Annotated in this window: 23 protein-coding genes; 2 read left to right on the top strand and 21 right to left on the bottom strand. The window is 71.4% G+C overall.

Annotated elements, in window-relative coordinates; translation table 11 throughout:
- Positions 1-95 precede the first annotated feature (95 nt).
- The 16 genes from pyk to OGL88_RS06415 all read right to left on the bottom strand — a co-directional run bounded on the left by pyk (position 96) and on the right by OGL88_RS06415 (position 18,152).
- Positions 96-1,541, bottom strand: a complete 1,446-nt coding sequence (gene pyk, locus OGL88_RS06490) for a pyruvate kinase (protein WP_111083936.1) — start codon at positions 1,539-1,541, stop codon at positions 96-98.
- A 157-nt stretch (positions 1,542-1,698) separates the two neighbouring features.
- On the bottom strand, positions 1,699-3,156 hold the full coding sequence (locus OGL88_RS06485) for a glutamate synthase subunit beta (protein ID WP_263090664.1): 1,458 nt from the start codon (positions 3,154-3,156) through the stop codon (positions 1,699-1,701).
- 53 nt (positions 3,157-3,209) lie between these two features.
- Entirely contained in the window at positions 3,210-7,727 is a 4,518-nt protein-coding gene (gene gltB / locus OGL88_RS06480; RefSeq protein WP_263090690.1) for a glutamate synthase large subunit, read from the bottom strand.
- 202 nt (positions 7,728-7,929) lie between these two features.
- Positions 7,930-8,928 (bottom strand): prolipoprotein diacylglyceryl transferase, encoded by a 999-nt coding sequence (lgt, locus tag OGL88_RS06475; RefSeq protein WP_263090662.1) that lies wholly within the window; start codon positions 8,926-8,928, stop codon positions 7,930-7,932.
- A 98-nt stretch (positions 8,929-9,026) separates the two neighbouring features.
- Positions 9,027-9,821: a tryptophan synthase subunit alpha gene (gene trpA / locus OGL88_RS06470; protein WP_263090661.1), complete on the bottom strand. Its 795-nt coding sequence runs from the start codon at positions 9,819-9,821 to the stop codon at positions 9,027-9,029.
- Positions 9,818-11,032 (bottom strand): tryptophan synthase subunit beta, encoded by a 1,215-nt coding sequence (trpB, locus tag OGL88_RS06465; RefSeq protein WP_131846519.1) that lies wholly within the window; start codon positions 11,030-11,032, stop codon positions 9,818-9,820. The genes trpA and trpB overlap by 4 nt, the downstream gene beginning before the upstream one ends.
- A gap of 64 nt (positions 11,033-11,096) precedes the next feature.
- The gene (trpC, locus tag OGL88_RS06460) at positions 11,097-11,882 is read right to left on the bottom strand and encodes an indole-3-glycerol phosphate synthase TrpC (RefSeq protein WP_111084163.1); all 786 of its coding nucleotides are present in this window, start codon (positions 11,880-11,882) and stop codon (positions 11,097-11,099) included.
- Between the two features lie 16 nt (positions 11,883-11,898).
- On the bottom strand, positions 11,899-12,138 hold the full coding sequence (locus tag OGL88_RS06455; RefSeq protein ID WP_159571188.1) for an HGxxPAAW family protein: 240 nt from the start codon (positions 12,136-12,138) through the stop codon (positions 11,899-11,901).
- A complete protein-coding gene (locus OGL88_RS06450; protein WP_263090658.1) occupies positions 12,135-12,800 on the bottom strand; it encodes a Trp biosynthesis-associated membrane protein in 666 nt (221 codons plus the stop codon). Before OGL88_RS06450 ends, OGL88_RS06455 begins: the two co-directional genes overlap by 4 nt.
- Positions 12,797-14,341 carry an anthranilate synthase component I gene (locus OGL88_RS06445; RefSeq protein WP_263090656.1) on the bottom strand — a complete coding sequence of 515 codons (1,545 nt, stop codon included), beginning with the start codon at positions 14,339-14,341 and terminating at the stop codon, positions 12,797-12,799. The genes OGL88_RS06450 and OGL88_RS06445 overlap by 4 nt, the downstream gene beginning before the upstream one ends.
- The gene (gene hisI / locus OGL88_RS06440) at positions 14,338-14,784 is read right to left on the bottom strand and encodes a phosphoribosyl-AMP cyclohydrolase (protein ID WP_263090655.1); all 447 of its coding nucleotides are present in this window, start codon (positions 14,782-14,784) and stop codon (positions 14,338-14,340) included. Before hisI ends, OGL88_RS06445 begins: the two co-directional genes overlap by 4 nt.
- A gap of 43 nt (positions 14,785-14,827) precedes the next feature.
- Positions 14,828-15,613 (bottom strand): imidazole glycerol phosphate synthase subunit HisF, encoded by a 786-nt coding sequence (gene hisF, locus OGL88_RS06435; protein ID WP_263090652.1) that lies wholly within the window; start codon positions 15,611-15,613, stop codon positions 14,828-14,830.
- Positions 15,610-16,449, bottom strand: a complete 840-nt coding sequence (hisG, locus tag OGL88_RS06430; RefSeq protein WP_111083926.1) for an ATP phosphoribosyltransferase — start codon at positions 16,447-16,449, stop codon at positions 15,610-15,612. Before hisG ends, hisF begins: the two co-directional genes overlap by 4 nt.
- A 70-nt stretch (positions 16,450-16,519) precedes the next feature.
- Positions 16,520-16,783 carry a phosphoribosyl-ATP diphosphatase gene (locus OGL88_RS06425; RefSeq protein WP_111084162.1) on the bottom strand — a complete coding sequence of 88 codons (264 nt, stop codon included), beginning with the start codon at positions 16,781-16,783 and terminating at the stop codon, positions 16,520-16,522.
- A 59-nt stretch (positions 16,784-16,842) separates the two neighbouring features.
- On the bottom strand, positions 16,843-17,502 hold the full coding sequence (gene rpe, locus OGL88_RS06420; RefSeq protein ID WP_111083925.1) for a ribulose-phosphate 3-epimerase: 660 nt from the start codon (positions 17,500-17,502) through the stop codon (positions 16,843-16,845).
- A 47-nt stretch (positions 17,503-17,549) separates the two neighbouring features.
- Positions 17,550-18,152, bottom strand: a complete 603-nt coding sequence (locus OGL88_RS06415) for a TetR/AcrR family transcriptional regulator (RefSeq protein WP_263090647.1) — start codon at positions 18,150-18,152, stop codon at positions 17,550-17,552.
- 62 nt (positions 18,153-18,214) lie between these two features.
- On the opposite strand from OGL88_RS06415, the gene OGL88_RS06410 reads away from it, so the two are divergent.
- Complete coding sequence (locus tag OGL88_RS06410) at positions 18,215-18,868, top strand: NAD(P)-dependent oxidoreductase (RefSeq protein WP_263090644.1); 654 nt, start codon at positions 18,215-18,217, stop codon at positions 18,866-18,868.
- A 16-nt stretch (positions 18,869-18,884) separates the two neighbouring features.
- Here the strand turns inward: OGL88_RS06410 and OGL88_RS06405 are convergent, their stop codons facing one another.
- A complete protein-coding gene (locus tag OGL88_RS06405) occupies positions 18,885-20,465 on the bottom strand; it encodes an RsmB/NOP family class I SAM-dependent RNA methyltransferase (protein WP_263090643.1) in 1,581 nt (526 codons plus the stop codon).
- Complete coding sequence (locus tag OGL88_RS06400) at positions 20,462-21,397, bottom strand: methionyl-tRNA formyltransferase (RefSeq protein ID WP_263090641.1); 936 nt, start codon at positions 21,395-21,397, stop codon at positions 20,462-20,464. The genes OGL88_RS06405 and OGL88_RS06400 overlap by 4 nt, the downstream gene beginning before the upstream one ends.
- Before the next feature lie 96 nt (positions 21,398-21,493).
- On the opposite strand from OGL88_RS06400, the gene OGL88_RS06395 reads away from it, so the two are divergent.
- Positions 21,494-21,949 carry a DUF4383 domain-containing protein gene (locus tag OGL88_RS06395; protein ID WP_263090638.1) on the top strand — a complete coding sequence of 152 codons (456 nt, stop codon included), beginning with the start codon at positions 21,494-21,496 and terminating at the stop codon, positions 21,947-21,949.
- A 211-nt stretch (positions 21,950-22,160) separates the two neighbouring features.
- Here the strand turns inward: OGL88_RS06395 and OGL88_RS06390 are convergent, their stop codons facing one another.
- Genes OGL88_RS06390 through rpoZ form a run of 3 tightly spaced genes read right to left on the bottom strand, consistent with a single transcriptional unit; the run spans position 22,161 to position 25,668 of the window.
- Positions 22,161-24,179 carry a primosomal protein N' gene (locus OGL88_RS06390; RefSeq protein WP_263090637.1) on the bottom strand — a complete coding sequence of 673 codons (2,019 nt, stop codon included), beginning with the start codon at positions 24,177-24,179 and terminating at the stop codon, positions 22,161-22,163.
- An 8-nt stretch (positions 24,180-24,187) separates the two neighbouring features.
- Entirely contained in the window at positions 24,188-25,399 is a 1,212-nt protein-coding gene (metK, locus tag OGL88_RS06385) for a methionine adenosyltransferase (RefSeq protein WP_263090636.1), read from the bottom strand.
- A 5-nt stretch (positions 25,400-25,404) separates the two neighbouring features.
- Entirely contained in the window at positions 25,405-25,668 is a 264-nt protein-coding gene (gene rpoZ, locus OGL88_RS06380; protein WP_114849971.1) for a DNA-directed RNA polymerase subunit omega, read from the bottom strand.
- Positions 25,669-25,681: the final 13 nt, after the last annotated feature.

Genomic DNA, 25,681 nt, shown 5'->3' with positions numbered 1-25,681 from the left:
GGCCGTGGAGACACGGCAGGGCGCGGACCGGAGGCGACGCGTGTTCGTGCGCCGTGCCTCCCGTCCGCGCCCTGTCGGCGTCGGGATCCTGCGGATCAATCCCGCACGTACGCCGGAGCGGCCTCGGCGTGGGCATCGCCCACCCGGTGCACGCGCAGGTCGTTCGTCGAGCCCTCGATCCCGGGAGGCGAGCCGGCCGTCACGATGACGCGGTCGCCGGGGGCGGCCAGACCGTTCTCGAGCAGGACGTCGTCCACCTGCGAGAAGAGCTCGTCGGTGTGGGTCTTGCGCTCGACCAGGAACGAGCGGACGCCCCAGGTGAGCGCCATGCGGCGACGCGTGGCCTCGTTCGGGGTGAAGGCGATGATCGGCAGGCCGTGGCGCAGCCGCGACATGCGGCGCGCCGAGTCGCCGGACTCGGTGAACACGCAGAGGTACGACGCCTCGGTGAACTCCGCGATCTCGACCGCGGCGAGCGTGATCGCACCGCCGAGGGTGCGCGGCTTGGTGCCGAGCGGCGCGATGCGCTCGAGACCGTGGTCCTCGGTCGACTCGACGATGCGGGCCATCGTGCGGACGGTCTGCACCGGGTACTCGCCGACGCTGGTCTCGCCCGAGAGCATGACCGCATCCGCACCGTCGAGGACGGCGTTCGCGACGTCGGAGGTCTCGGCGCGGGTCGGGATCGGTGACGAGATCATCGACTCGAGCATCTGCGTCGCGACGATGACCGGCTTCGCCATGCGGCGGGACAGCTCGACGGCGCGCTTCTGCACGATCGGGACGGCCTCGAGCGGCAGCTCGACGCCCAGGTCACCGCGGGCGACCATGATGCTGTCGAACGCGTCGATGATCTCCTCGAGCGCGTCGACGGCCTGCGGCTTCTCGACCTTGGCGATGACGGGCAGGCGCTTGCCCTCCTCGTCCATGATCTCGTGGGCGCGGTCGACGTCGGCGGCGTTGCGCACGAACGACAGCGCGATGAGGTCGGCGCCCTGACGGATCGCCCAGCGGAGGTCCGCCTCGTCCTTCTCGCTCAGCGCGGGTACGTTGACGGCGACGCCGGGCAGGTTGATGCCCTTGTTGTTCGACACCGTGCCGCCGACGACGACCTCGGTGCGCACGCGGACGCCGTCGGTGTCGAGCACGCGCAGGCGGACCCGACCGTCGTCGATGAGCAGCGGGTCGCCGGGCTTGACGTCCTGGGGCAGGCCCTTGAACGTCGTGCCGCAGATCTCCTTGGAGCCGGGGACGTCCTCGGTCGTGATCGTGAAGACGTCGCCGACCGCCAGGTCGTGCGGGCCGTCGGCGAACTTGGCCAGACGGATCTTCGGACCCTGCAGGTCGACGAGGATCGCGACCGGCTTGCCGAGCTCCTCGGCAGCGCGACGGACGTTCACGTAGTTGGCCTCGTGGACGCTGTAGTCACCGTGGCTGAGGTTGAGTCGGGCGACGTCGACGCCCGCTTCGATGATCTCCTTGACGGTCTCGTAGTCCGACGTTGCCGGTCCGAGCGTCGAAACGATCTTTGCGCGTCTCAATGGATTCCTTCGTGGTGGTGGGTGATGCTCTGGTTTCCGCGCTGTGGGGCCGCGCGGAACGAAGCGAGGCCACCAGCACCTTATCGAGTGCTGGTGGCCCCTCGCTCACCGGGGGGTGAGCATCTGGTGGTGGCTGGTCATGCGGTGATCGGTCGTCTCAGACCGAGATCGCGCGGTCGGTCGCCTTCACCGGCGCCGGCAGGATCGTCGAGCCCTCGAGGTACTCGTCGACCTTCGCCGCCGCGGCACGGCCCTCGGCGATCGCCCAGACGATCAGGGACTGCCCGCGGCCGGCGTCACCGGCGACGAACACGCCCGCCTTGTTCGTCGTGTAGTCGGCGCGGCGGTCGAGCGCACCGGACACCGTCGTCGGCAGACCGAGCTGGGGCTCGATCGTGTCGGCTTCCGGACCGGTGAAGCCCATGGCGACGAGGACGAGGTCTGCGGGGATCTCACGCTCGGAGCCGGCCTTCGGCACGCGACGGCCGTCGAGGTACTCGGTCTCGGCGACGCGGAGCGCACGGACCTCGCCGGCCTCGTTCGCCAGGAACTCGACGGTCGAGGCGAGGAAGTGCCGCTCGCCGCCCTCTTCGTGGGCGCTCGTGACCTCGAAGACGGTCGGGAACATCGGCCACGGCTGCTCGGACGGACGCTCCAGCGGCGGCTGCTTGCCGATCGCCAGGTTCGTCACGCTCAGGGCGCCCTGCCGGTGCGCGGTGCCGATGCAGTCCGCACCGGTGTCACCGCCGCCGATCACGACGACGTGCTTGCCCTCGGCGGTCAGCTGGTTGTCGACCCGGGTGCCGGCGTTCGCCTTGTTCTGCTGCACCAGGTAGTCCATCGCGAAGTGCACGCCCTCGAGGTCGCGCCCCGGGATCGGCAGGTCGCGCGGCACCGTGGCTCCGGTGGCGACGACGACCGCGTCGTAGCGCGACTTCAGGTCGTCCCAGGTGATGTCGCGGCCGATCTCGACGCCCGCACGGAAGCGGGTGCCCTCGGCCTGCATCTGGGACAGGCGCGCGTCGATCTGGCGCTTCTCCATCTTGAAGTCCGGGATCCCGTAGCGGAGCAGCCCACCGATGCGGTCGTCACGCTCGTAGACGGCCACGGTGTGCCCGGCGCGCGTGAGCTGCTGCGCGGCGGCCAGCCCGGCGGGGCCGGAACCCACGACGGCGACGGTCTTGCCCGTCAGGCGCTCCGGCGGGTGCGGGGTGACCCAGCCGTTCTGGAACGCGTCGTCGATGATCGAGACCTCGACCTGCTTGATCGTCACCGGCGGCTGGTTGATGCCGAGCACGCACGAGGACTCACACGGAGCGGGGCACAGCCGGCCCGTGAACTCCGGGAAGTTGTTCGTCGCGTGCAGTCGCTCGATCGCCTGACGGCCCTCGCCGCGCCACGTCAGGTCGTTCCACTCCGGGATCAGGTTGCCGAGGGGGCAGCCCTGGTGGCAGAACGGCACGCCGCAGTCCATGCAGCGGCCGGCCTGGCGCTTGAGGGCGCCGGACTCCTGCTGCTCGTAGACCTCTTTCCAGTCCATGAGCCGGACGGGCACGGGGCGCCGTGCCGGCAGTTCGCGTTCCTGGACCTTGAGGAATCCCTTGGGGTCAGCCACCGGTCACCTCCGTGGTCGTGTTGGGCGCTGCCGGTTCCACACGTGCTCGACGCTCAGCCACCGGTCACCTCCATGATTCGATTCCAGACGACGTCGCCGTCGGGGTCGAGCCCCTCGTCGACGGCGCGCTGACGGGTCTCCAGAACCGCCGCGTAGTCGCGCGGCAGCACCTTGACGAAGTCGCTCAGGTCGCCGGACGCGAGCAGGTCGGACGCGAGCGTCGACCCGGTCTCCTCGGCGTGCCGGGTGAGCAGGTCGGTGACGATCGCGACGTCGGCGCTGTCGAGCGCCTCGAGTCGGAGTTCACCGGTCGCGAGGGCGTCGGTGTTGACGTGCTCCTCGCGCAGACCACGGACGTACGCGGTGCCGCCGGACATGCCGGCCCCGAGGTTCCGACCGGTCTCGCCCAGGATGAGCGCGAGGCCGCCGGTCATGTACTCGAGCGCGTGGTCGCCCACACCCTCGACCACCGCGGTCGCCCCCGAGTTGCGCACCAGGAAGCGCTCGCCCACGATCCCGCGGATGAACATGCTGCCCTGGGTCGCGCCGTAGCCGATCACGTTGCCGGCGATGACGTTCTCCGCCGGGTCGAAGCCCGAGCCGGCGTCCGGCCGCACGATGATCTCGCCACCGGACAGGCCCTTGCCGACGTAGTCGTTGCTGTCGCCGATGAGTCGCAGGGTGATGCCGGCGGGCATGAACGCGCCGAGCGACTGCCCGGCGGAACCGCGCAGCGTGACGTCGATCGAGCCGCTGGGCAGCCCGTGCTCGCCGTGCCGCTTCGTGACCTCGTGCCCGAGCATCGTGCCGACCGCGCGTTCGGTGTTGCGGATGGGCAGGTCGAGCGCGATCGAACCACCGTGGTCGAGCACGTCGGCGGTCTGCTGGATCAGCCCGACGTCGAAGTGCTGCTCGAGCTCGTGGTCCTGCTCGCGCTGGTGGCGACGCGGCTCGGCGTCCTCGAAGTGCGGACCCGCGAGGACCGGTGCGAGGTCGAGCCCTGATGCCTTCCAGTGCTCGAGGGCACGGTCGACGTCGAGGGCGTCGGACCGGCCGATCGCCTCGTCGAGGGTGCGGAAGCCGAGCTCGGCGAGGAGCTCGCGCACTTCCTGCGCGATGAACTCGAAGAAGTTCACGACGAACTCGGGCTTGCCGGAGAAGCGCTTGCGGAGCTCGGGGTTCTGCGTCGCGACCCCCACGGGACACGTGTCGAGGTGGCACACGCGCATCAGGATGCAGCCCTCGACGACGAGCGGAGCGGTGGCGAAGCCGTACTCCTCGGCGCCGAGCAGGGCTGCCACGACGACGTCGCGTCCGGTCTTCATCTGCCCGTCGACCTGCACGACGACGCGGTCGCGCATGCCGTTCAGCATGAGCGTCTGCTGGGTCTCGGCGAGGCCGATCTCCCACGGGGTCCCGGCGTGCTTGAGCGAGTTGAGCGGGGACGCACCCGTGCCACCGTCGTGCCCGGACACGAGCACGACGTCGGCCAGGGCCTTCGTCACCCCGGCAGCGACCGCGCCGATGCCGGACTGGCTCACGAGCTTCACGTGGACGCGGGCGGCCGGGTTGGCGCGCTTCACGTCGAAGATCAGCTGCTTGAGGTCCTCGATCGAGTAGATGTCGTGGTGCGGCGGCGGCGAGATGAGGCCGACCCCGGCGGTGGCGTGCCGGGTGCGTGCGACCCACGGGTACACCTTCTGCGGGGGCAGCTGGCCGCCCTCGCCGGGCTTCGCACCCTGCGCCATCTTCAGCTGGATGTCGGTGGCGTGGGTGAGGTACATGCTCGTCACGCCGAACCGCCCGGAGGCGACCTGCTTGATCGCACTGCGGCGCTCGGGGTCGAGCAGCCGGTCGACGTCCTCGCCGCCCTCACCCGTGTTCGAGCGACCACCGAGGCGGTTCATCGCGATCGCGAGCGTCTCGTGGGCTTCCTTCGAGATGGAGCCGTACGACATCGCGCCGGTGTTGAAGCGCTTGACGATCGACTCGATCGACTCGACCTCGTCGAGCGCGACGGGCTTCCGGACCCCGTGCTTGAAGCGGAACAGCCCGCGCAGCGTCATGAGCTCCTCGGACTGGTCGTCCACGGCGCTCGAGTACTCACGGAAGATGTCGTAGCGGCGGGCACGGGTGGCGTGCTGCAGCCGGAAGACGGTGTCCGGGTTGAACAGGTGCGGGGGGCCTTCGCGACGCCACTGGTACTCGCCGCCGGTCTGCAGCCGCTCGTGGGACAGGACCGCGCCGTCCTGCGGGTACGCCTGGGCGTGCCGCTCGGCGTTCTCCTTCGCGATGACGTCGATGTCGACCCCACCGAGGATCGACGACGTGCCGGTGAAGTACTTGTCGACGAACTCCTGGCTGAGCCCCACGGCTTCGAACGCCTGGGCGCCGGCGTAGCTCGACACCGTCGAGATGCCCATCTTCGACATGATCTTCAGGACGCCCTTGCCGAGCGCCTTGATCACGTTCTTGACGGCCTGTTCCGGGGTGATCCCGGTGATCATGCCGGCACGGACCAGGTTCTCGCAGGTCTCCATCGCGAGGTACGGGTTGATCGCCGACGCGCCGTAGCCGATGAGGGACGCCACGTGGTGGACCTCGCGCACGTCGCCGGCCTCGACGATCAGGCCGACCTTCATGCGCTGCTCGGTGCGGATCAGGTGGTGGTGCACTGCGGCGAGCAGCAACAGGCTCGGCACGGGCGCCTGCTCGGCGTTGCCGTCGCGGTCCGACAGCACGATGAACTGCTTGCCCGACTCGATCGCGGCGTCGACCTCATCGCAGACGGCGGCGATGCGCTTCTGCATCGCCTTCTTGCCGGCGTCGACGCGGTACAGGCCCTTGATCGTGACGGTCAGGTGCCGTCCTGACTCCGTCTCGAAGTGCTGCACCTTGGCGAGCTGGTCGTTGTCGATCACCGGGAAGTCCAGCGTGATCTGCTTCGCGTGCTCGGGACCGGCCGACAGCAGGTTGCGCTCCGGACCGAGGCCCATCCCCATCGAGGTGATGACCTGCTCGCGGATCGAGTCGAGCGGCGGGTTCGTCACCTGGGCGAACTGCTGCGTGAAGTAGTCGAACAGCAGCCGGGGGCGCTGCGAGAGCACCGCGATCGGGGTGTCGGACCCCATCGCACCGAGGGGCTCCGCGCCCACCTGCGCCATCGGGCGGAGCAGGATGCGGACTTCTTCCTCGGTGTAGCCGAAGGCACGCTGGCGGCGGGTGACCGACGCCGGGGTGTGCACGATGTGCTCGCGGTCGGGCAGGTCGTTCAGGTTGATGCGGCCCTCGTCGAGCCATTCGCCCCACGGGCCGGAGGACGCCAGGCCCTGCTTGACCTCGTCGTCCTCGATGATGCGGCCGGCCTCGGTGTCCACCAGGAACATCCGGCCGGGGCGCAGCCGGCCCTTGCGGACGACCTTCGCGGCGGGCACGTCGATGACACCGGTCTCGGACCCCATGACGATGAGCCCGTCGTCGGTGACGAGGAAGCGCCCGGGACGCAGCCCGTTGCGGTCGAGGGTCGCGCCGACGAGCGAACCGTCGGTGAAGGTGATGGCGGCCGGACCGTCCCACGGCTCCATGAGCATCGAGTGGTACTCGTAGAACGCCCGCAGCTCCGGGTCCATCCCGACCTGGTTCTCCCAGGCCTCCGGCACCATCATCGACACCGCGTGCGGCAGCGTCCGGCCGGTCAGGGTCAGGAGCTCGAGCACCTCGTCGAACGACGCCGAGTCGCTCGCACCGGGGCTGACGATCGGCAGCAGCGGCGCCACGTCGCCGAGCAGTTCGCTCTCGAGCTGCGACTGCCGTGCGCGCATCCAGTTGCGGTTGCCGCGCACCGTGTTGATCTCACCGTTGTGCGCGATCGTCCGGAAGGGCTGGGCGAGCGGCCACGACGGGAACGTGTTGGTCGAGTAGCGCGAGTGCACGATCGCGAGCTTCGACGCAAAGCGGTCGTCGCTGAGGTCCGGGTAGAACGGCTCGAGCTGCAGCGTCGTGACCATGCCCTTGTAGACCATGGTGCGGCTCGACAGCGACATGAAGTACAGGTCGTTCGCGTGCTCGGCGCGCTTGCGCAGCCGGTAGGTCTGGCGGTCCAGGGCGATGCCGCTCCACGAGGCGCCGTGCACGTCGTGGCGCACCGAGGCGACGAACAGCTGCTCGAACGCGGGCATGGCCGCACGCGCCAGGGTGCCGAGCACCTCGGGACGCACCGGGACTTCGCGCCAGCCGAGGACCTTCAGGCCCTCTTCGCGCGCCAGTCGTTCGACGGCGCCCTTGACGGCGTGCCGGTCGCCCTCGTCGGTGGGCAGGTAGGCCGTGCCGACCGCGTACTCCCCCGCCGCCGGCAGGTCGAACGGCACCACGGCGCGCAGGAACTCGTCCGGCACCTGGCAGAGGATGCCCGCGCCGTCGCCCGTGCCGGCGTCCGAACCGACGGCACCGCGGTGCTCGAGGTTGCGGAGGGCGCCGAGTGCAGCGTCGACGATGTCGTGGCCGGGCGTCCCGCGCAGCGTCGCGACCATCGCGAGACCGCAGGCGTCCTTCTCGTTCGCCGGGTCGTACATGCCGGTGGCGTCGGGGACCGCCGAGAACCGCCGGTGCGGCGGCACGAGGGACTTCGGTGCCGAGGGCTGGAGTGGCTGGAGCGCCATGGGGGAACCGTCCTCACGAGGAAGTGGAACAGGGACAGCGGTGGCCCGGTGGTGCGTTCCGCCCAGACGGGCGGGACTGGTGCCCGTGCCCCGCTTGTGGCGGGGAGGAGTGCTCCTAGGCGCGGTCAGTGGGAGTCGTGACCGCTGCGGAGCCCTGGGCGACGAGGCGTTCGTCGTCGTCCTCGTGCTCCGAGAAGGTGTCGTCGGAGTCTACATCGGACTTCGGACGGGGCTCGCGACCGGGCAGGTACGGGCTCGGCTCCTTGCCGGTGTGCCGACGGGTCTGCACGATGAAGATGATGATGCCGAGCAGGATCGCCGCGAACGACATCCACACGTTCGTCCGGATACCGAAGAAGGTCTCGCTCGTGTCGACGCGGATGGACTCGAGCACCGAGCGGCCGATGCCGTACCAGATCAGGTAGAGCGACAGGACCTTGCCCCACTGCAGCCGGAACTTCTTGTCGAGCAGCAGGATGACGACGACGCCGACGACGTTCCAGATGATCTCGTAGAGGAACGTCGGGTGGAACAGCGTGCCCTCGGGCAGGCCCTTCGGGAACGCGGCGTTCGTCGACTCGATCTGCAGGCCCCACGGCAGGCTGGTCGGCATGCCGAAGAGCTCGTGGTTGAAGTAGTTGCCGAGCCGACCGAACGCCTGCGCGAGCAGCACGCCGGGCACGACGGCGTCGATGAACGACGTGAACCGCAGGCCGACCTGGCGGCAACCGATCCAGGCACCCACCGACCCGAGGATCAGGGCGCCGAAGATGGCGAGCCCGCCCTCCCAGATGTACAGGAAGGACCGCGGGTCGATGCCGGGGCCGAAGTAGTCGGACACGTGCGTGAACACGTGGAAGAGCCGGCCGCCGATGATGCCGGCGGGCACCGCCCAGATCGCGATGTCGATGATGATCCAACGCTCGACGCCGCGCGCGTTGAGGCGGCGGTTCGCGAGCAGGACCGCGGCGACGATCCCGAGCAGGATGCAGATCGCGTACGCGTGGATGCGGAAGTCGAGCGGCAGCGACCAGCCGAACACGTCGCGCAGCCAGGCGGTCAGGTCGAAGTACTGCCAGGCGGTGCTCGGGCTCGGGATGCTCAGGAGGGGCATGGAGGAACGATCGCCTTTCGGTACTGACGGGTCGCGGTGTCGACGTGTCGTCGGCCCCGCTCACTGTAGCGCGGACCGTGGGCCCGCCAGGAACTGGACTAGGAGCGGCGGGCGCCGGTGGTGAGGTCGGCCGCGCGGTCGGCGACCCCCTGCACCCCGAGGTCGGCCAGTGCACGGACGAACGCCGAGCCGACGATCGCGCCGTCGGCGTACTCCAGGACCTCGGCGACCTGCTCGGCCGTCGAGATGCCGAGACCGACGCACGTCCGCGCGACGCCGGCGTCGCGGAGGCGGGACACCACGGTGCGCGCAGCGACGTCGACGCCGGCCCGTGCTCCGGTGACGCCCATCGTCGAGACGGCGTAGACGAACCCGCGGCTCGCCTGCACCGCCTGGTGCATCCGGGCGTCGGACGAGGACGGTGCCGCGAGGAACACACGGTCCAGCCCCGTGCGCTCCGACGAGGCCATCCACTCGGTGGCTTCGTCCGGGATCAGGTCGGGCGTGATGAGGCCGGCGGCTCCGGCGGCGACGAGGTCGTCGGCGAAGCGGTCGACGCCGTAGCGGAGCACCGGGTTCCAGTACGTCATCACGAGCACCGGTACGTCGGCACGCTCGGTGATCTGGTGCACGGCGTCGAAGACCTGCGCGACGCGGAAGCCGTTCGCCAGGCTCTCCTCGGCCGCACGCTGGATGACCGGACCGTCCATGACGGGGTCGGAGTACGGCAGGCCGAGCTCGATGACGTCCACGCCGTTCTCGGCGAGGGCGACCGCGGCGTCGACGCTGGTCTGCACGTCGGGGTACCCGGCGGGCAGGTAGCCGACGACGGCCCCGGCACGCTCGGCGTTGGCGGTGTCGATCGTCGTGGCGACGGTCTGGTTCGTGGTCACAGCTGCACCGCGTTCTCGTCGAGGATGCCGAAGTAGCGACTGGCGGACGCGACGTCCTTGTCGCCACGGCCGGACAGGTTCACGAGCACGACGCCCTCGGGGCCGAGCTCCTTGCCGAGCTTCATCGCACCGGCCAGCGCGTGCGACGACTCGATCGCCGGGATGATGCCCTCGGTCTGGCTGAGCAGCCGGAACGCCTCCATGGCCTCGGTGTCGGTGATCGGCGCGTACTGCGCGCGACCGATCGACGCCAGGTAGGCGTGCTCCGGCCCGACGCTCGGGTAGTCGAGCCCGGCGGAGATGCTGTGGCTCTCGATGGTCTGGCCGTCCTCGTCCTGCATCAGGTAGGACTTCGCGCCCTGCAGGACGCCTTCGCGACCGAGCGTGATGCTCGCGGCGTGCCGACCGGTCTCGACGCCGTCGCCACCGGCCTCGAAGCCGTGCAGCGCGACGGACTCGTCGTCGAGGAACGCCTCGAAGATCCCCATCGCGTTCGAGCCGCCGCCGACGCACGCGGCGACGGCGTCCGGGAGACGCCCGACGCGGTCGAGGACCTGCTGGCGGGCTTCTTCGCCGATCACCTTGTGGAACTCGCGCACCATCTCGGGGAACGGGTGCGGGCCGGCGACCGTGCCGAGCAGGTAGTGGGTCGAGTCGACGTTCGCCACCCAGTCGCGGAGTGCCTCGTTGATGGCGTCCTTCAGCGTGCGCGATCCGGTCTCGACCGGGATCACCTCGGCGCCGAGCAGGCGCATCCGGGCGACGTTGAGCGCCTGCCGCTCGGTGTCGACGGCACCCATGTACACGACACAGTCCATGCCGAACAGCGCCGCGGCGGTCGCCGTGGCCACGCCGTGCTGGCCGGCACCGGTCTCCGCGATGAGGCGGGTCTTGCCGAGCCGACGGGCCACGAGCGCCTGACCGAGCACGTTGTTGATCTTGTGCGACCCGGTGTGGTTCAGGTCCTCGCGCTTCAGGATCACGCGGGCACCACCGGCGTGCTTCGCGAACCGCGGCACCTCGGTGATGATCGACGGACGACCGGTGTAGTCGCGCTGGAGCTCGTCGAGCTCGGCACGGAAGGCCGGGTCCGCCCAGGCCGTGCGGAAGGCTGCCTCGAGTTCGTCGAGTGCGAGGACGAGCGACTCGGGGACGAAGCGTCCGCCGAAGTCACCGAAGTACGGGCCGTGCAGGTCGCGGAGTGAGGTCACGATGGGTCTTCCCGGGACGTGTCCGACGCGGCCGGCGGTGCCGGTGGTCGGACGGGTGGAACGTTCAGCCGCGGTCGGCGGCCTCGATGAACGACGCAAGGGTGGTGGCGGGGTCTGAACCCGTGACGAGGGCTTCCCCGACCAGGACGACGTCGGCACCCGCTGCGCGGTAGTGGGCGACGTCGGCGGGACCGGCGACGGCGGACTCGGCGACGCGCACGACACCGTCGGGGATGCGGTCGGCGAGCGACCCGAAGAGGTCGCGGTCGAGCGAGAAGTCGGTGAGGTCGCGCGCGTTGACGCCGAGGATCCGCGCACCGGCGTCGAGGCCACGGGAGACCTCGTCGGCGGAGTGCGCCTCGACCAGCACGCGCATGCCGAGTTCTTCGGCCAGCGTGTGGAGCTCGACGAGCTGCTGCTGCTCGAGCGCGGCCACGATGAGCAGCACGACGTCGGCTCCGGCGGCCCGGGCCTCGACGACCTGGTACGGGTCGGCGATGAAGTCCTTGCGCAGCACGGGGATGCCCACACGGGCCTTGACGGCTTCGAGGTCGGCGAGGCTGCCGAGGAACTTGCGTCCCTCGGTCAGGACGCTGATCGTCGAGGCGCCGCCGCGTTCGTAGTCGGCCGCGAGAGCAGCCGGATCCTCGATGGGGGCCATCGAGCCACGGGACGGGCTGGCGCGCTTGACCTCGGCGAGGATCTTCACCCGATCGCCCGGGGCGAGGAACGCGAGGGCGTCGAGCGGCGATGCCACCCGGTCGAGGTCGCGTTCGACGTCCGAGTACGGGCGGTCGACACGACGGGCGGCGGCGTCCTCGAGCGCGCCCGCGACGAGGGTCTCGAGCACGTTCGGCATGCGAGTCCTACTCGGCGTGGTGCTTGGCGACGTACTTCGGGCCGTTCACGCCGTAGCCGGCCTTCGCCATGACCGCGCCGATGACGAGACCGATGACGACGACGGCAGCGGAGACCCAGACGCCCCACGGCTGGTCGAACCAGAAGAACAGCGTGCCTGCCGCGAATCCGATCAGCATGATCACGACGGCGGTCCAGGCGGCCGGCGAGTGGCCTTCGCCGAGTTCTGCGGGCTCAGTGTTGCTCACGGTGCTCCTCGTTCTGCTCCGGCGTCGTCGGTCGACCGACGCCCATCCGATCCTACCGTGCCGTCGGTCGGGTCGACCCCAGCACTGAGGTCGTCCCAGTCCACGACGGCGTCGCGCTCGACGGGGGCTGCGGCGCGGGCGTCGGCGGCGGCTCCGGCGGTCGCCGCGCCGTACTTCCGGCTCGGACCGGGCCACGCACGCTGTACGACGATGACGACGACACCGAGCAGGACGGCGAGGACGCCACCGGCGATGCCCACGGCTGGCCAGAGCGACACGTCGACGCCGGACACGACACGGCGTACCGCGGTCAGGTCGCTGACACCGGCCACCGCGCCGACGGCACCCTTCGCCGCGGCGACCGGGTCGCCGAGTGCGGTGATGCCGCTCACCACGACGCCGAGTCCGAGCAGGATCTCGACGCACGCGAGCACGATGCGCAACACCCGGCCGGCGATGGTCATCGCGAGGAAGAGGGCCAGGCTCGCGATCGCCAGGGCGGTGTACTGCGGGACGACGGCGGCACCGTCGGCGTCGACCGTCGAGGTGACGGCGGCACCGGCGTGCAGGTCCACGGTGAACCAGGTCTGCGTCCACGCGAGCATGATGATGCCCGCCACGAGCAGTCCGGCGACGACGACGATCGGGCGTGAGCGCTTCACGAGCGCACCTCGCGCATCCGGTTGGCCGTGGCGACGGCCCGCAGGGGTGCCGCAGCCTTGTTGATGGTCTCCTCGTGCTCGGTGGCGGGGTCGGAGTCCGCCACCAGGCCGGCACCGGCCTGCACCCGTGCCACGCCGTCCTTGATCAGGGCCGTGCGGATCGCGATCGCGATGTCCGCGTCACCGGCGAAGTCGAAGTAGCCGACGACCCCCGCGTAGGCACCGCGCTTCGCCGGTTCGAGCTCGTCGATGATCTCCAGCGCGCGGGGCTTCGGCGCACCGGACAGGGTGCCCGCCGGGAACGTCGCCCGGAACACGTCGATGGCGGACATCCCCGGGCGCACCGCACCCTCGACGCTCGACACCAGGTGCATGATGTGGCTGAAACGCTCGACCGTCATGAACTCGGTGACCGCGACCGTGCCGGGCTCGCAGACCTTCTGCAGGTCGTTGCGGGCCAGGTCGACGAGCATCAGGTGCTCGGCACGTTCCTTCGGGTCGTCGAGCAGGTCGTCGCCGAAGCGGACGTCCTCTTCCGGGGTCGCACCACGCGGACGGGACCCGGCGATCGGGTGCGTGATGGCGCGGCCGGACTGCACCTTCACCAGGGCCTCGGGCGAGGCGCCGACGATCCAGTACAGCTCGTCGGCGGTGTCCGCCAGGGCGAGGAAGTACATGTAGGGACTCGGGTTCAGGGTCCGGAGGACCCGGTACACGTCGAGCGGGTCGGCGGTCACCTCGTGGTCGAAGCGCTGCGAGACCACGACCTGGAACACGTCGCCGTCGCGGATGAACTCCTTCGAGCGCTCCACCGCCGCCATGTACTCGTCCGGCGTGGAGCGGTGCGTCGGCGTCGGCTCGGCGATCTCGAACGCCTCGGCGACGGTCGCGACGCTCGGCTGGACGAGGTCGGCCTGCAGGCGGTCCAGGCGGCGCTGCGCATCGGACCAGAGCGTGTCGGCGTCGTCGGTGCCGTCGTTCAGCACACTCGCGACGAGCAGGACGAGCCCCGTGCGGTGGTCGAGCGCGACGAGCTCGGAGACGAAGGACAGCGCCTGTCCGGGCACGTCGAAGTCCGCCGGCGGCACGTTCGGCAGGTGTTCGAGCTGGCGCACGGCCTCCCACCCGATGAACCCGACCGTCCCGCCGACGAGCGGCGGGGAGCCGGGCACCCGCGGGGTGGCCCAGCGCTCGTGCAGGCGTGCCAGGACGTCGAGCGGTTCGCCGTCGAGCGAGCCGACCGCACGTTCGGCGTCGATGCCGGTGTCGATCCAGGCGGCGCGGTCGCCCTCCTGCGTGAGGACGCCGAAGCTGCGCACACCGACGAACGACCAGCGCGACCAGAGGCCGCCCTGGCCCGCGGACTCCAGCAGGAACGACCCGGGCCGGCCGTCGGCGAGCTTCCGGTAGACACCCACCGGCGTCTCGCTGTCGGCGTACAGCGCGCGCACCACCGGCACGACGCGGTGGTCGGTCAGCAGGGCGTCGAACTCCGGCCGGGAGGTCGTGTGCGGCGCATCGGAGATCGTCGCGGCCGTCATCGGGTCGCCTCCACTGCCGTGTCGGCCGGGGCAGACGCGGTCGCGTCCGTCGGCGCCGACGCCGCTGTGCCGGTCGGGGCGGACGCCGTCGTGGGCGCGAGCGGATCGACGTCGAAGCAGCGGTGCGCTCCGGTGTGGCACGCGGCCCCGACCTGCTGCACGGTGACGAGCAGGGTGTCGGCGTCGCAGTCGAACGCCGCGTCGCGCACGTACTGCGCGTGCCCCGACGTGTCGCCCTTCCGCCAGTACTCGCTCCGCGACCGCGACCAGAAGGTCACGCGCCCCTCGGTGAGGGTGCGGCGGAGCGCTTCCCGGTCCATGTACCCGAGCATGAGGACGTCCTTCGACGACTCCTCTTGCACGATGGCGGGGAGCAGCCCGTCCGCACCGAAACGTGCGCGGTCGAGGACCGCGTCGGTGTCGGTGCTGGTGCTGTCGGTCATGAGACTCCTAGCCTACGGCGGCGGATCAGCGGGCGGCGGCGGTTCAGCGGACGGCGTGGCCGGTCGCGCGCAGCGCGGCCTTGACGTCGCCCACCGTCATCTCGCCACGGTGGAAGACGGACGCGGCGAGGAGGGCATCCGCACCCGCGTCGACGGCGGGGGCGAAGTGGTCGACCCGACCCGCGCCTCCCGAAGCGATGACCGGGACCCGCGCGACCGAGCGCACCGCGGCGACGAGTTCGAGGTCGAACCCGTTCTTCGTGCCGTCCGCGTCGATGGAGTTGACGAGCAGCTCCCCCGCACCCCGCTCGACGGCGTCGCTTGCCCAGGCGATCGCGTCGATGTCGGTCTCGGTGCGGCCACCGTGCGTGGTGACCACGAAGCCGGACGCGGTGCGGTCGGAGCGCTTGACGTCGAGCGACAACACGACGGCCTGGGCGCCGAACCGGTCGGCGATCTCGCCGACGAGGTCGGGTCGGGCGATCGCAGCGCTGTTCACGCCGATCTTGTCCGCACCGCACTGCTGCAGGCGGGACACGTCGTCGACGGAGCGGACGCCGCCACCCACCGTGAGCGGGATGAACACCTGCTCGGCGGTGCGGGTGACCGTGTCGTACATCGTGGCGCGGTTCTCGACCGTCGCACCGACGTCGAGGAAGGTCAGCTCGTCGGCACCCTGCTCGTAGTAGCGCGCGGCGAGCTCGACCGGGTCGCCGGCGTCCTGCAGGTCGAGGAAGTTGACGCCCTTGACGACCCGGCCGCCCTGGACGTCGAGGCACGGGATGACCCGGACGGCCACGCCGCCCGGCGCCGTGGCTGCCGCGGTCACAGCCGCGCCGCGTGGATCGGGCTGACGAGGATGGCGCGCGCCCCGAGGTCGTACAGGGCGTCCATGATGAGGTTCGCGTCGTCGCGCGGGATCATCACGCGCACCGCGGACCAGTCGCGGCCGTGCAGCGGCGACACCGTCGGGGACTCGATGCCGGACGCGACGGCCGTCGCCTGCTCGAGCAGCGCGGTGGGGATGTCGTAGTCGAGCATGACGTAGCCGCGCGCGACGAGCACACCCTGCAGTCGACGGCGGAGCACGTCGATGCCCGGGATCGTCTCGTCGGTCGACACCAGCAACGCGGTCGACTCGAGGATGACCGGACCGAAGATCTCGAGGCCGGCCTGCCGCAGCGTGCTGCCCGTCGACACCACGTCGGCCACGGCGTCGGCGACACCGAGACGCACGGCGCTCTCGACGGCCCCGTCGAGCTTGACGAGCGTCGCCGTCACCCCGTGGCGAGCGAGGAAGTCGCCGACCAGGCCCGGGTAGCTCGTCGCGACGCGGACGCCGTCGAGGTCCTGCAGGGTGCTGTACCTGCCCGGCGTGCCGGCGAACCGGAAGGTGGAGTCGGCGAAGCCGAGCGCGTCGACCTCGTGCGCCTCGGAACCGGAGTCGAGCAGCAGGTCGCGGCCGGTGATGCCGACGTCGAGCGCGCCGGAGCCGACGTAGGTCGCGATGTCCCGCGGGCGGAGGAAGAAGAACTCGACGCCGTTGCGCTCGTCGAGCAGGTGCAGCGCCTTCGGGTCGCGGCGACCGGCGTACCCGGCCTCGCGCAGCATGTCGGACGCGGTCTCGGACAGGGAGCCCTTGTTGGGCACGGCGATGCGGAGCATCAGGGGGTCTGCTTTCTGGTCGGGGTCGTGGCGGATCGAGGTCGGTGCACGGGCGGTGCCCGAGCGCGTCCTACAGATGTCGCCAGATGTCCGCCGGGGACAGCCCCTTCGCGACCATGAGGACCTGCAGGTGGTACACGAGCTGCGAGATCTCCTCCGAGGTGCGCTCGTCGCCCTCGTACTCGGCCGCCATCCAGACCTCGGCTGCTTCTTCCACGATCTTCTTGCCGATCTGGTGCACGCCGGCGTCCAGTTCGGCGACGGTGCCGGAGCCCTCGGGGCGCGTGCGCGCCTTCTCGGTGAGCTCCTGGAACAGGTCGTCGAACGTCTTCACGCGGTCCAGGCTACCGGTCTCCGCTGACGCCTCCGACGTACCGTCCGGACGGGTCGCGCTCATGCCCGCGCCCGCGCGGCCGCTTCGCGCAGGTCCGTGATCCGCGCGGCGGGCTCACCGCCGTAGACGGCCGACCCGGCGACGAGCGTGTCGGCGCCGCTGCGCACGGCCTCGGGCACGGTGTCCACCGAGATGCCACCGTCGACCTCGAGCCACACGTCGAGCCCCGAGGCGTCGACCGCCGCACGGGCGTCGGCGAGCTTCGGCATCACGGACGGCATGAACGACTGGCCGCCGAAGCCGGGCTCGACGGTCATGAGCAGGATCATGTCGTAGGCGTCGAGGTGGTGCAGCACCTGCGTGATCGGGGTGCCTGGCTTCACCGCGACGGCGGCACGGGCCCCGTTCGAGCGGATCGCGGCGGCCGTGGCCACGGGGTCGTCCGCGGCCTCGAAGTGGAACGTCACGCTCGACGCACCGGTCTCGGCGTACTTCGGCGCGTTGACGTCGGCGTCGGTGATCATGAGGTGGACGTCGAGCGGCACCGGGGAGACCTGCTGCAGGCGTTCGACGATCGGCAGCCCGAGCGTCAGGTTCGGCACGAAGTGGTTGTCCATCACGTCGACGTGCACCAGATCGGCGCTCTCGATGCGGTGGAGTTCACGCTCGAGGTTCGCGAAGTCGGCGGACAGGATGCTCGGCGAGATGCGGATCGTCACCGGGCAAGCCTACCGGCGCGAGCCTGCCGGGCCGCTCCGCGGCGACGTCAGCGCCCGCCGACCACCCGGGTGCCGAGCTCCGAGCCGAGCATCGTCTCGAGCGCGGCGTCGACGAGCCGTTCGCCCTGCGCCCGGTCGATCCGGTGCGAGACGACCAGGGTGGCGATCCCCTGCATGGTCGCCGCGAACAGGAGCTTGAAGAGGAGTCGGGCGTCCGCACCGTCGTCCCCCGTCGTCGCGGCTCCCACGGCACCCTCGAGCACCGCGAACAGCGACTCCGCGGCAGCCTGCACGGGGCCCGTCCGGCCGGTCGTCTTCGCCTGGAACATGAGGTCCATCAGCGCCGCGTCGTCGATCGCGAAGTCCACGTACGCCAGGGCGACCCGGCGGAACCGGTCCTCCAGCCCGTCGGCACCCGACAGTGCCCGGCGCACGGCAGCGGTCAACCGGTCGAAGCCGAGTTCGGCGAGGGCGTCGAGGAGCGCCTGCCGATCGACGAAGTGGCTCCGGGGGGCGCCGTGACTGACCCCGGCGCGGCGGGCGAGGTCGCGGAGCGAGAGTCCGTCGACCCCGGACTCCCGCAGCACCGCGACGGCCTCGTCGAGGAGCACCGCCCGCAGGTTCCCGTGGTGGAAGGGCCGCTCGGTCATGAGGCCATCTTAGTCCCGAACTAGGCATTGACTATTTTCTAGGCAACGCCTAGTTTGACGACATGCCTTCGGAACAGACCCTCCTCGTGTTCGGCGCGACCGGCCAGACCGGCCAGCACTTCACCCGGCTCGCGCTCGACGCCGGTCACCGCGTCCGCGCCGTCGTCCGGACGCCGTCGAAGCTGGCCGTCCAGCACGACGACCTGCAGGTCGTGCAGGGCTCGATCACCGACGACCTCGACCTCGACGCACTGCTCGACGGCGTGACGGGCGTGGTCGTGATGCTCGGGGACGTCGCCGCGCAACGCGAGCGACCCGTCAACACGCAGTTCGTCCGCGCCCTCGTCCCCGCCATGCGCCGGAACGGCACCCGGCGCCTGCTGTACCAGGCCGGCGGGCTGAGCGCCCCTCCCGGCAAGCGGCTCGCCCCCGTGCTCCGCGTCGTCCGGTCGACGCTCGCGCGGGACTACCGCGGCCAGCACGCGGACAACGAGGCGGTCATGCGCTACCTCGACGCCGAAGCGCAGGACATCGCCTGGACCGTCCACCGGGCCGGTATCGGCTCGGACGGTCCCACGAAGGGCGAGCTCCGCCGGTCGGCGCGGTGGATCAGCATCGGCACGTTCCGGGACTGCGCCGCGTACAACCTGCGGGCGCTGTTCGACGACACGGCCGTGCACACGTGCGACGGCAGCGCCTACCGGCGCGCGGCTTGAACGCCGGGCGACCCGCTCAGCCGACGCGACGGAACAACGCGATGAACATCGCGTCGGTGCCGACCCGGTGGGGCCAGAGCTGCGCCGTGTTCCCGTCCGCGATCTCCGGGTCACGAGCGGCGACGCCGCGCACGATCGTCGCGGTGTCGAGCTGCTCGAGGACTCCCCCGTGCCGCCCCATCAGCGCGTCGACCTGCCCGCGCGTCTCGGCCAGGTGCGGTGAGCACGTCACGTACGCGAGCGTCCCGCCCGGTGCGAGCACCCGGACCGCGGCGTCGAGCAGCTCGGCCTGCAGGGCCGCGAGCTCCTGGACGTCCTCGGGGGTCTTGCGCCATCGCGCTTCCGGACGCCGACGCAGGGCGCCGAGGCCCGTGCACGGCGCGTCGAGCAGGATGCGGTCGAAGGTCATCCCGGTGCCGTCGCGGCCGTAGCGCCGGGCATCGCCCTCGACGACGCGGACGTGGTCGCCGAACACCCCGAGGGCGTTCCGCACGAGTCCGGCACGTGCCGGCACGAGCTCGTTCGCGACGAGGGTCGCGCCGCCCTGCTGCGCCTCGGCGGCGAGCAGCGCGGCCTTGCCACCGGGGCCGGCGCACATGTCGAGCCAGCGCTCGCCCGCGCGGACCGCGGACGACCGGCTCAGCGCGAGGGCGGCGAGCTGCGAGCCCTCGTCCTGCACGCGCAGGCGCCCGGCAGCGACGCCCGGCACGCGCGCGGGGTCACCGGAGATGCCGCGGATCCCGACGGGCGAGACCGGCAGGGCGTCGGCGGCCGGCACGGGGTCGGCGGTCCGGACGGGAGGCACGGTGCCGGTCGCGCCGTCGGCCGCCGGTTCGTCGTCGGCGGGCACCAGGGCCGCCGGCACGTCCGCCGCGCCGGTCGCGTCGGCGAACGCGGCGTCGTCGTCTGCGTCTTCGTCTGCGTCCGGCACCGTGCGCGCCGTCGCGGTGGCGATGTCCTCGTCGGTGGCGAGCCCGGGCAGCGCCGCGAGCTGCACCCGGGGCGCGGCGTTGTCGGCGGCGAGCAGGGCGGCGAGCTCTTCGCGGGAGCGTTCGGCGGCGAGGGCGTCGCGCAGGGCCGAGACGACCCAGACCGGGTGCGACCACCGCGTGGCGAGCAGGGCGTCGCCGCCACGGCCCTCGGTGATCTGGGCGTCCCACTCGTCGTCGGTACGCGCGGCGATCTTGCGCATCACGGCGTTCACGAAGCCGGTGGCACGGCGGGCTCCGACCTCGCGCGCGAGCTCGACCGTCGCGTCGACCGCGGCGTGCGTCGGGGTGCGCATCGCGAGCAGCTGGTGGGCACCGAGCCGCATCACGTCGAGGACGTCGGCCTCGATGTTCTCGGGCCGACGACCGGAGGCCAGCGCGATGATGACGTCGTAGCGGCCGAGCATCCGGATCGAGCCGTAGGTGAGCTCGGTGGCGAACGCGGCGTCGCGGGCCGTGAGACCGGCGCGACGGATGCGTGTCGGCAGCAGCAGGTTCGCGTACGCGTCGTCGACCTGCACGGCCCGGAGCACGTCGAAGGCGACACGACGCGCGTTCGCGGAGCGGGGTCCGCGACGGGCACCCCGGGTGTTCGTCGGCTGGCTCATGCGAGGACCTTCCCGTCCAGTTCACCCAGGCCACGGGCCCAGGCTGCGGCGTCCATCGCCTTCTTGCCGGCCGGCTGCACCTCGAGCAGCGCCAGCGGCGTGTCACCGGTCCCGACCAGCAGCCGACCGCCGTGGAGTGCCAGCGCACCGGGCGCGAGCTGCGGGGCGGGGTCTGCGGGGCCTCCTGTCAGGCGGTTGCTGCGGAGCAGCTTCACGCGGGTCTCGCCGAGGTGGGCGTACGCGCCGGGCTCGGGGGTGACCCCGCGCAGACGGGCGTGCACGACCGTCGCCGGAGCACCGAAGTCGATGCGCCCGTCGTCGATGGTGGTCTTCGGGGCGAGCGTCGGCTCGCCGGTCTGCTCGGTCGCGACGGCGGTGCCGGCGGCGATGTCGTCGACCACACGGGCGACGGTCTCGGCGCCGGACTCGGCCATGGCGGCGAGGACCTCGCCGGCGGTGGCCTCCGGTTCGATCGTGAACGGGTCCGCCGCGAACACCGGGCCGGCGTCGAGCGCCTCGACGAGCTGGAAGACCGACGCGGCGGTGCGGGTGTCCCCCGCCATCACGGCCCGCTGGACCGGCGCGGCACCGCGGTACTCCGGCAGGTCGGAGAAGTGCAGGTTCACCCAACCGAGGCGCGGAGCGTCGAGCGCGGGGCGGCGGAGCAACGCGCCGTAGGCGACGATGACACCGAGGTCGACGTCCAGCGCGGCGATGCGCGCGGTGACGTCGTCGTCCACGCGGCTCGCCTCGATGACGGGCAGTCCGAGCTCCGCGGCGACCTGCGCGACCGGCGTCGGCGTCAGGATGCGCTTCCGGCCCTGCGGTGTCGGCGGACGGGTGAGGACCGCAGCGATCTCGTGGTCGGACGCCGCCAGGCGGCGGAGGGTGGGGACGGCCGCAGCGGGGCTGCCGGCGACGACGAGACGCATGGGTTCGATCCTCCCACGAGCGCGCTCGCCGGACTGACCCGAACCGGGCGTTCTGTGGATGGGTACGTTCTGCGGCACGGAACGAGAGGGGCTCCCATGTCCGACGTCACCACGTCCACCGACCGCTTCGCAGGGTCCAGCATCCAGAAGGTCGCGCTGCTCGTCGGCGTCGTGTTCCTGCTGGTCGGGATCGCCGGGTTCGTGCCCGGGCTGACGTCCGGCTCGCTCGCGGGTGCCGGCCACGGGTCGATGGCGATGCTGCTCGGGGTCTTCCAGGTGTCGGTGCTGCACAACGTCGTGCACCTGCTGTTCGGGGTCGTCGGGGTGCTCGCGGCGGGGTACGCCACCGGGTCGCGGATGTACCTGGTGCTCGGCGGGGTCGTCTACTTCGTGCTCTGGGTCTACGGGCTGTTCACCGCCGGGCACTCGTTCGGCGCGAACTTCGTGCCGCTGAACTGGGCCGACAACTGGCTGCACCTCGTGCTCGCGGTCGGGATGGTCGCACTCGGCGTGGTGTTCCCGCGCGTCGGTGGGCGGCCCGCGCGCGCCTGAGGGGCGGGCCCTGGCGCAGGCGGGTTTTCCGACGAACCACTCGTTGATCGACGCGTGGTTCGTCGGAAGGTGCACACGCATCGGGTGCGTGCGCATCGGCCGACAGCACACGAGGTGATCGACGCGTGGAACGTCGCAAGATGCGAACGCATGCGGCCCGGGAGGCCCGGCGCAGCTCCGCCGCGGAGGTCTCGTCCGGCGGCCGTGCGGCTCAGACCTCGCTGAAGGGCTCGGCGTCGTCCAGCCGGACCCGCAGCGTCGGTGCCGCACGACGCCGATTGCCGCCCTTGAGCACTCGCCGGGTCGACGACCGCCGGATGACCTCGGCCTTCAGGGTCGCCGCGACCTCGGCACCGTGGGCGTACGGGAACCGCACGATCGCCCGGACCGTGCCGGGCAGGCCGTCGTCCTCGACGGGTACCGGGCCGAGCACCGGGCCGGCGGTCGCCCCCTCGAGGGCCTCGACCGCAGCGGTGACGGCCTCGTCGGTGCCGGTCATCGTCGCGACGCGGACCGCCGGCGGGAAGTGCAGTTCGCGCCGGTCGGTGAGTTCGTCGTGCGCGGGACCGTCGAGCCGCCAGAGCGCCATCGCCGTCGCGAGCTTGCCGCCGATGCCGACCAGGTACGCCTCCGCCCCGGGAGCACCCTTGGCGGCGGCGTTCGTCCAGAACCGGAGCACGTCCTCCTGCACGCGCAGTCCTTCGCGCGCGAGCATCTTCTCGCCGTCGAGCAGCAGGACGCACGCGTACCCACCGGGCACGCTCGGCTCGGCGCCACGGGTCGCGACGACGACGGAGGGCCTCGCAGGGACCTCGTCGAGCGGGCGCGAGCCGTCCGCCACCACGATCCGGGTGCCGGGGAACGCCCGCCCGAGTTCGTCGGCGGTGCGTTGGGCACCCTGTCCCACGGGCTTCACGGTGCCGTTGCCGCACGTCGGGCAACGGAACCCCACGGCGAGGGCACCGCAGAAACGGCACTGCGGCGTGGCCCCACGGTGCGGACTGCCGAGCGGACCGCCGCAGATCCGGCAGTGCGCCCGCTCACCGCACTCCGCGCAGACGAGTCCGGTACCGAACCCGGGGCTCGCGACCTGCACGAGCACCGGGCCGTGCTGGCTGGCCTCGCGCGCGGCACGCCAGGCGGAGCTCGGGATGCGCGCCTGCGCGGCGTAGCCCTCGGCCGAGGTCTGCTGCACGGTGGGGATGACCTTCGGGTTCTTCACCCGGAACGGCGTGACGTCCTGCAGCCAGTGCAGTTCGACGAGCCGCTGCACGTCGGTGCTGCGGGCGTGCGAGACGAACAGCAGTGCGGCGCCCGACTGCGCCGCCCGCACGAGGGCGACGTCACGCGTGTGCACGTACGGCGCGCGCTGCTCGATGAACGAGGCGTCGCCGTCGTCCCACATCGCGATGAGCCCGAGGTCGGTCGCCGGTGCGTACACCGCCGTGCGGTTGCCGATCGCGACGACGGGGCGCGTCCGCGCCTGCAGCAGTGCCTTGGCGCGCTGCCCGTTCGTCTGCTTGGCGTCGAAGCGCACGACCCGTTCCGGCGGCAGCACCGCGAGCAGCGCGCGCTCGAGGTCGATCACGTCGCGGAAGTCGGGGACGGCGATGACGGCGGACTGCTCGGCCGCGAGGGTGTGCGCCGCCGCCTGGGCGAGCGTCGCCGCCCATCCGGGGACCCAGACGGGGTCGGCGTCGCGGTCGTCGTCCGCGTCGCCGTCGGCACCGGAGCGCCCGGCCAGCGCCACGGGGTGGGGTACCGCGGCGACCGCAGCACGATCGTGCTCGGCGATCACGCCTTCGAGCATGCCCGGGGTGTAGCCGGTCACCGGCGGCGCGGACACCGGGGGCGGGGACCACGAGGTGTCCCGCGCGAGCCAGGCCTTCTCGGCGCGGACCTGGCGGGTCGGCACGGCCAGGCGCAGGACGTCGGACGCCACACCGGCGGCGCGGTCGGCCACGGCGCGGGCGAGCTTCCAGATCTCCGGCGCCAGGACCGGGACGGGTGACACCAGGGTCTCGATCGCGCTGAGTTCACCCGGGTAGTCGCCCTCGTCGACGATCTCGACGACGTAGCCGTCGGACATCCGGGCCCCGGTGCGGAGCGGGACCTTCACGCGGACCCCCGGCACGCAGTCGTCCTCGAGCTCGGCCGGCACCCGGTAGTCGAACAGACGGTCCAACTGCGGGAGCGGCGAGTCGAGGACGACGCGCGCGACGGTGGTCACGCGGTGCCTCAGACGGCGGCGGTGACGAGCCCTGCGGCGGCGCGGAGTTCCTCGACACGGTCGAGCTGCTCCCAGGTGAACCCGGGGAGCTCGCGGCCGAAGTGTCCGTACGTCGCGGTCTGCGCGTAGACCGGACGGAGCAGGTCGAGGTCGCGGATGATCGCGGCCGGACGCAGGTCGAAGACCTGGCGGATCGCGGCTTCGATCGTGGCGTCGTCGACGTGTCCGGTGCCGAAGGTCTCGACGTAGAGCCCGACGGGCTTCGCGCGGCCGATCGCGTAGGCGACCTGCACCTCGAGCCGGTCGGCGAGGCCCGCGGCGACCGCGTTCTTCGCGACCCAGCGCAGCGCGTACGCCGCCGAGCGGTCGACCTTCGACGGGTCCTTGCCGCTGAACGCGCCACCGCCGTGACGGGAGGCCCCGCCGTAGGTGTCGACGATGACCTTGCGGCCGGTGAGTCCGGCGTCGCCCTGAGGGCCACCGATCTCGAAGCGACCCGTCGGGTTGACGATGACGTCGACGTGCGAGGAGTCGAGGTCGACGAGGTCGAGCACCGGACGGATCACGTGCTCGGTGATCTCGGCGGTGAGCTGCTCCAGCGTGACGCTCGGCGAGTGCTGCGTCGACAGGACGACGGTCTCGACGGTCTTCGGCACGACGCCGTCGTAGCCGACGGTGACCTGCGTCTTGCCGTCCGGGCGCAGGAACGCCAGCTCGCCGGACTTGCGCACGGCGGCCAGACGCTCGGCCAGGCGGTGCGCCAGCCAGATCGCGACCGGCATGTACTCGGGGGTCTCGTTCGTCGCGAAGCCGAACATGATGCCCTGGTCGCCGGCACCCTGGCGGTCGAGCGGGTCGACCGCGCCGGTGCGGGAGTCGAGCGACTCGTCGACGCCCTGCGCGATGTCCGGCGACTGCGCACCGATCGACACCTCGACGCCGCACGTGGCGCCGTCGAAGGAGACGTCCGACGAGTTGTAGCCGATGCCTGTGATGACGTCACGGACGAGCTTGGGGATCTCGACGTAGCCCGAGGTCGTGACCTCGCCGGCGACGTGCACGAGGCCCGTCGTGACCATCGTCTCGACGGCGACCCGAGCGTGCGGGTCCACCGTGAGCAGTGCGTCGAGGATGCTGTCCGAGATCTGGTCGCAGATCTTGTCGGGGTGCCCCTCGGTCACCGACTCGGACGTGAAGAGGCGCAGAGCAGCTGCAGTCACCGGGATCAGTCGGAGGGCTGCTGCTGCTTGGTGACGGTGAGCTTGTCCTCGTTGATCTCGTGGAGAGCCACGGACAGCGGCTTGTCGTCGATCGTCGAGTCGACGAGCGGGCCGACGTTGTCGAAGAGCGAGCCCTCGTGCAGGTCGGCGTAGTAGTCGTTGATCTGACGCGCGCGCTTGGAAGCGAAGATGACGAGCGCGTACTTCGACTCGACCTTGCTGAGCAGGTCGTCGATGGGCGGGTCGATGATGCCCTGGGGGTTGGCCATGGAGTCTCCTCGT

The organism is Curtobacterium sp. RIT-PI-V, assembly GCF_025642935.1.
In the GTDB taxonomy this organism is placed as follows: Bacteria; Actinomycetota; Actinomycetes; order Actinomycetales; family Microbacteriaceae; genus Curtobacterium.
Note: the sequence above shows the minus strand (reverse complement) of the source record. Positions and strands in the feature narration are given on the sequence as shown.

Excerpts from the sequence above, each read along its gene's own strand:
- gltB (WP_263090690.1), bottom strand. The coding sequence starts at position 7,727 with ATGTACGACCCGGCGAACGAGAAGGACGCCTGCGGTCTCGCGATGGTC.
- lgt (WP_263090662.1), bottom strand. The coding sequence starts at position 8,928 with ATGCCCCTCCTGAGCATCCCGAGCCCGAGCACCGCCTGGCAGTACTTC.
- OGL88_RS06445 (WP_263090656.1), bottom strand. The coding sequence starts at position 14,341 with ATGACGGCCGCGACGATCTCCGATGCGCCGCACACGACCTCCCGGCCG.
- hisI (WP_263090655.1), bottom strand. The coding sequence starts at position 14,784 with ATGACCGACAGCACCAGCACCGACACCGACGCGGTCCTCGACCGCGCA.
- hisG (WP_111083926.1), bottom strand. The coding sequence starts at position 16,449 with ATGCTCCGCATCGCCGTGCCCAACAAGGGCTCCCTGTCCGAGACCGCG.
- OGL88_RS06415 (WP_263090647.1), bottom strand. The coding sequence starts at position 18,152 with ATGACCGAGCGGCCCTTCCACCACGGGAACCTGCGGGCGGTGCTCCTC.
- OGL88_RS06410 (WP_263090644.1), top strand. The coding sequence starts at position 18,215 with ATGCCTTCGGAACAGACCCTCCTCGTGTTCGGCGCGACCGGCCAGACC.
- OGL88_RS06405 (WP_263090643.1), bottom strand. The coding sequence starts at position 20,465 with ATGAGCCAGCCGACGAACACCCGGGGTGCCCGTCGCGGACCCCGCTCC.
- OGL88_RS06400 (WP_263090641.1), bottom strand. The coding sequence starts at position 21,397 with ATGCGTCTCGTCGTCGCCGGCAGCCCCGCTGCGGCCGTCCCCACCCTC.
- OGL88_RS06395 (WP_263090638.1), top strand. The coding sequence starts at position 21,494 with ATGTCCGACGTCACCACGTCCACCGACCGCTTCGCAGGGTCCAGCATC.
- rpoZ (WP_114849971.1), bottom strand. The coding sequence starts at position 25,668 with ATGGCCAACCCCCAGGGCATCATCGACCCGCCCATCGACGACCTGCTC.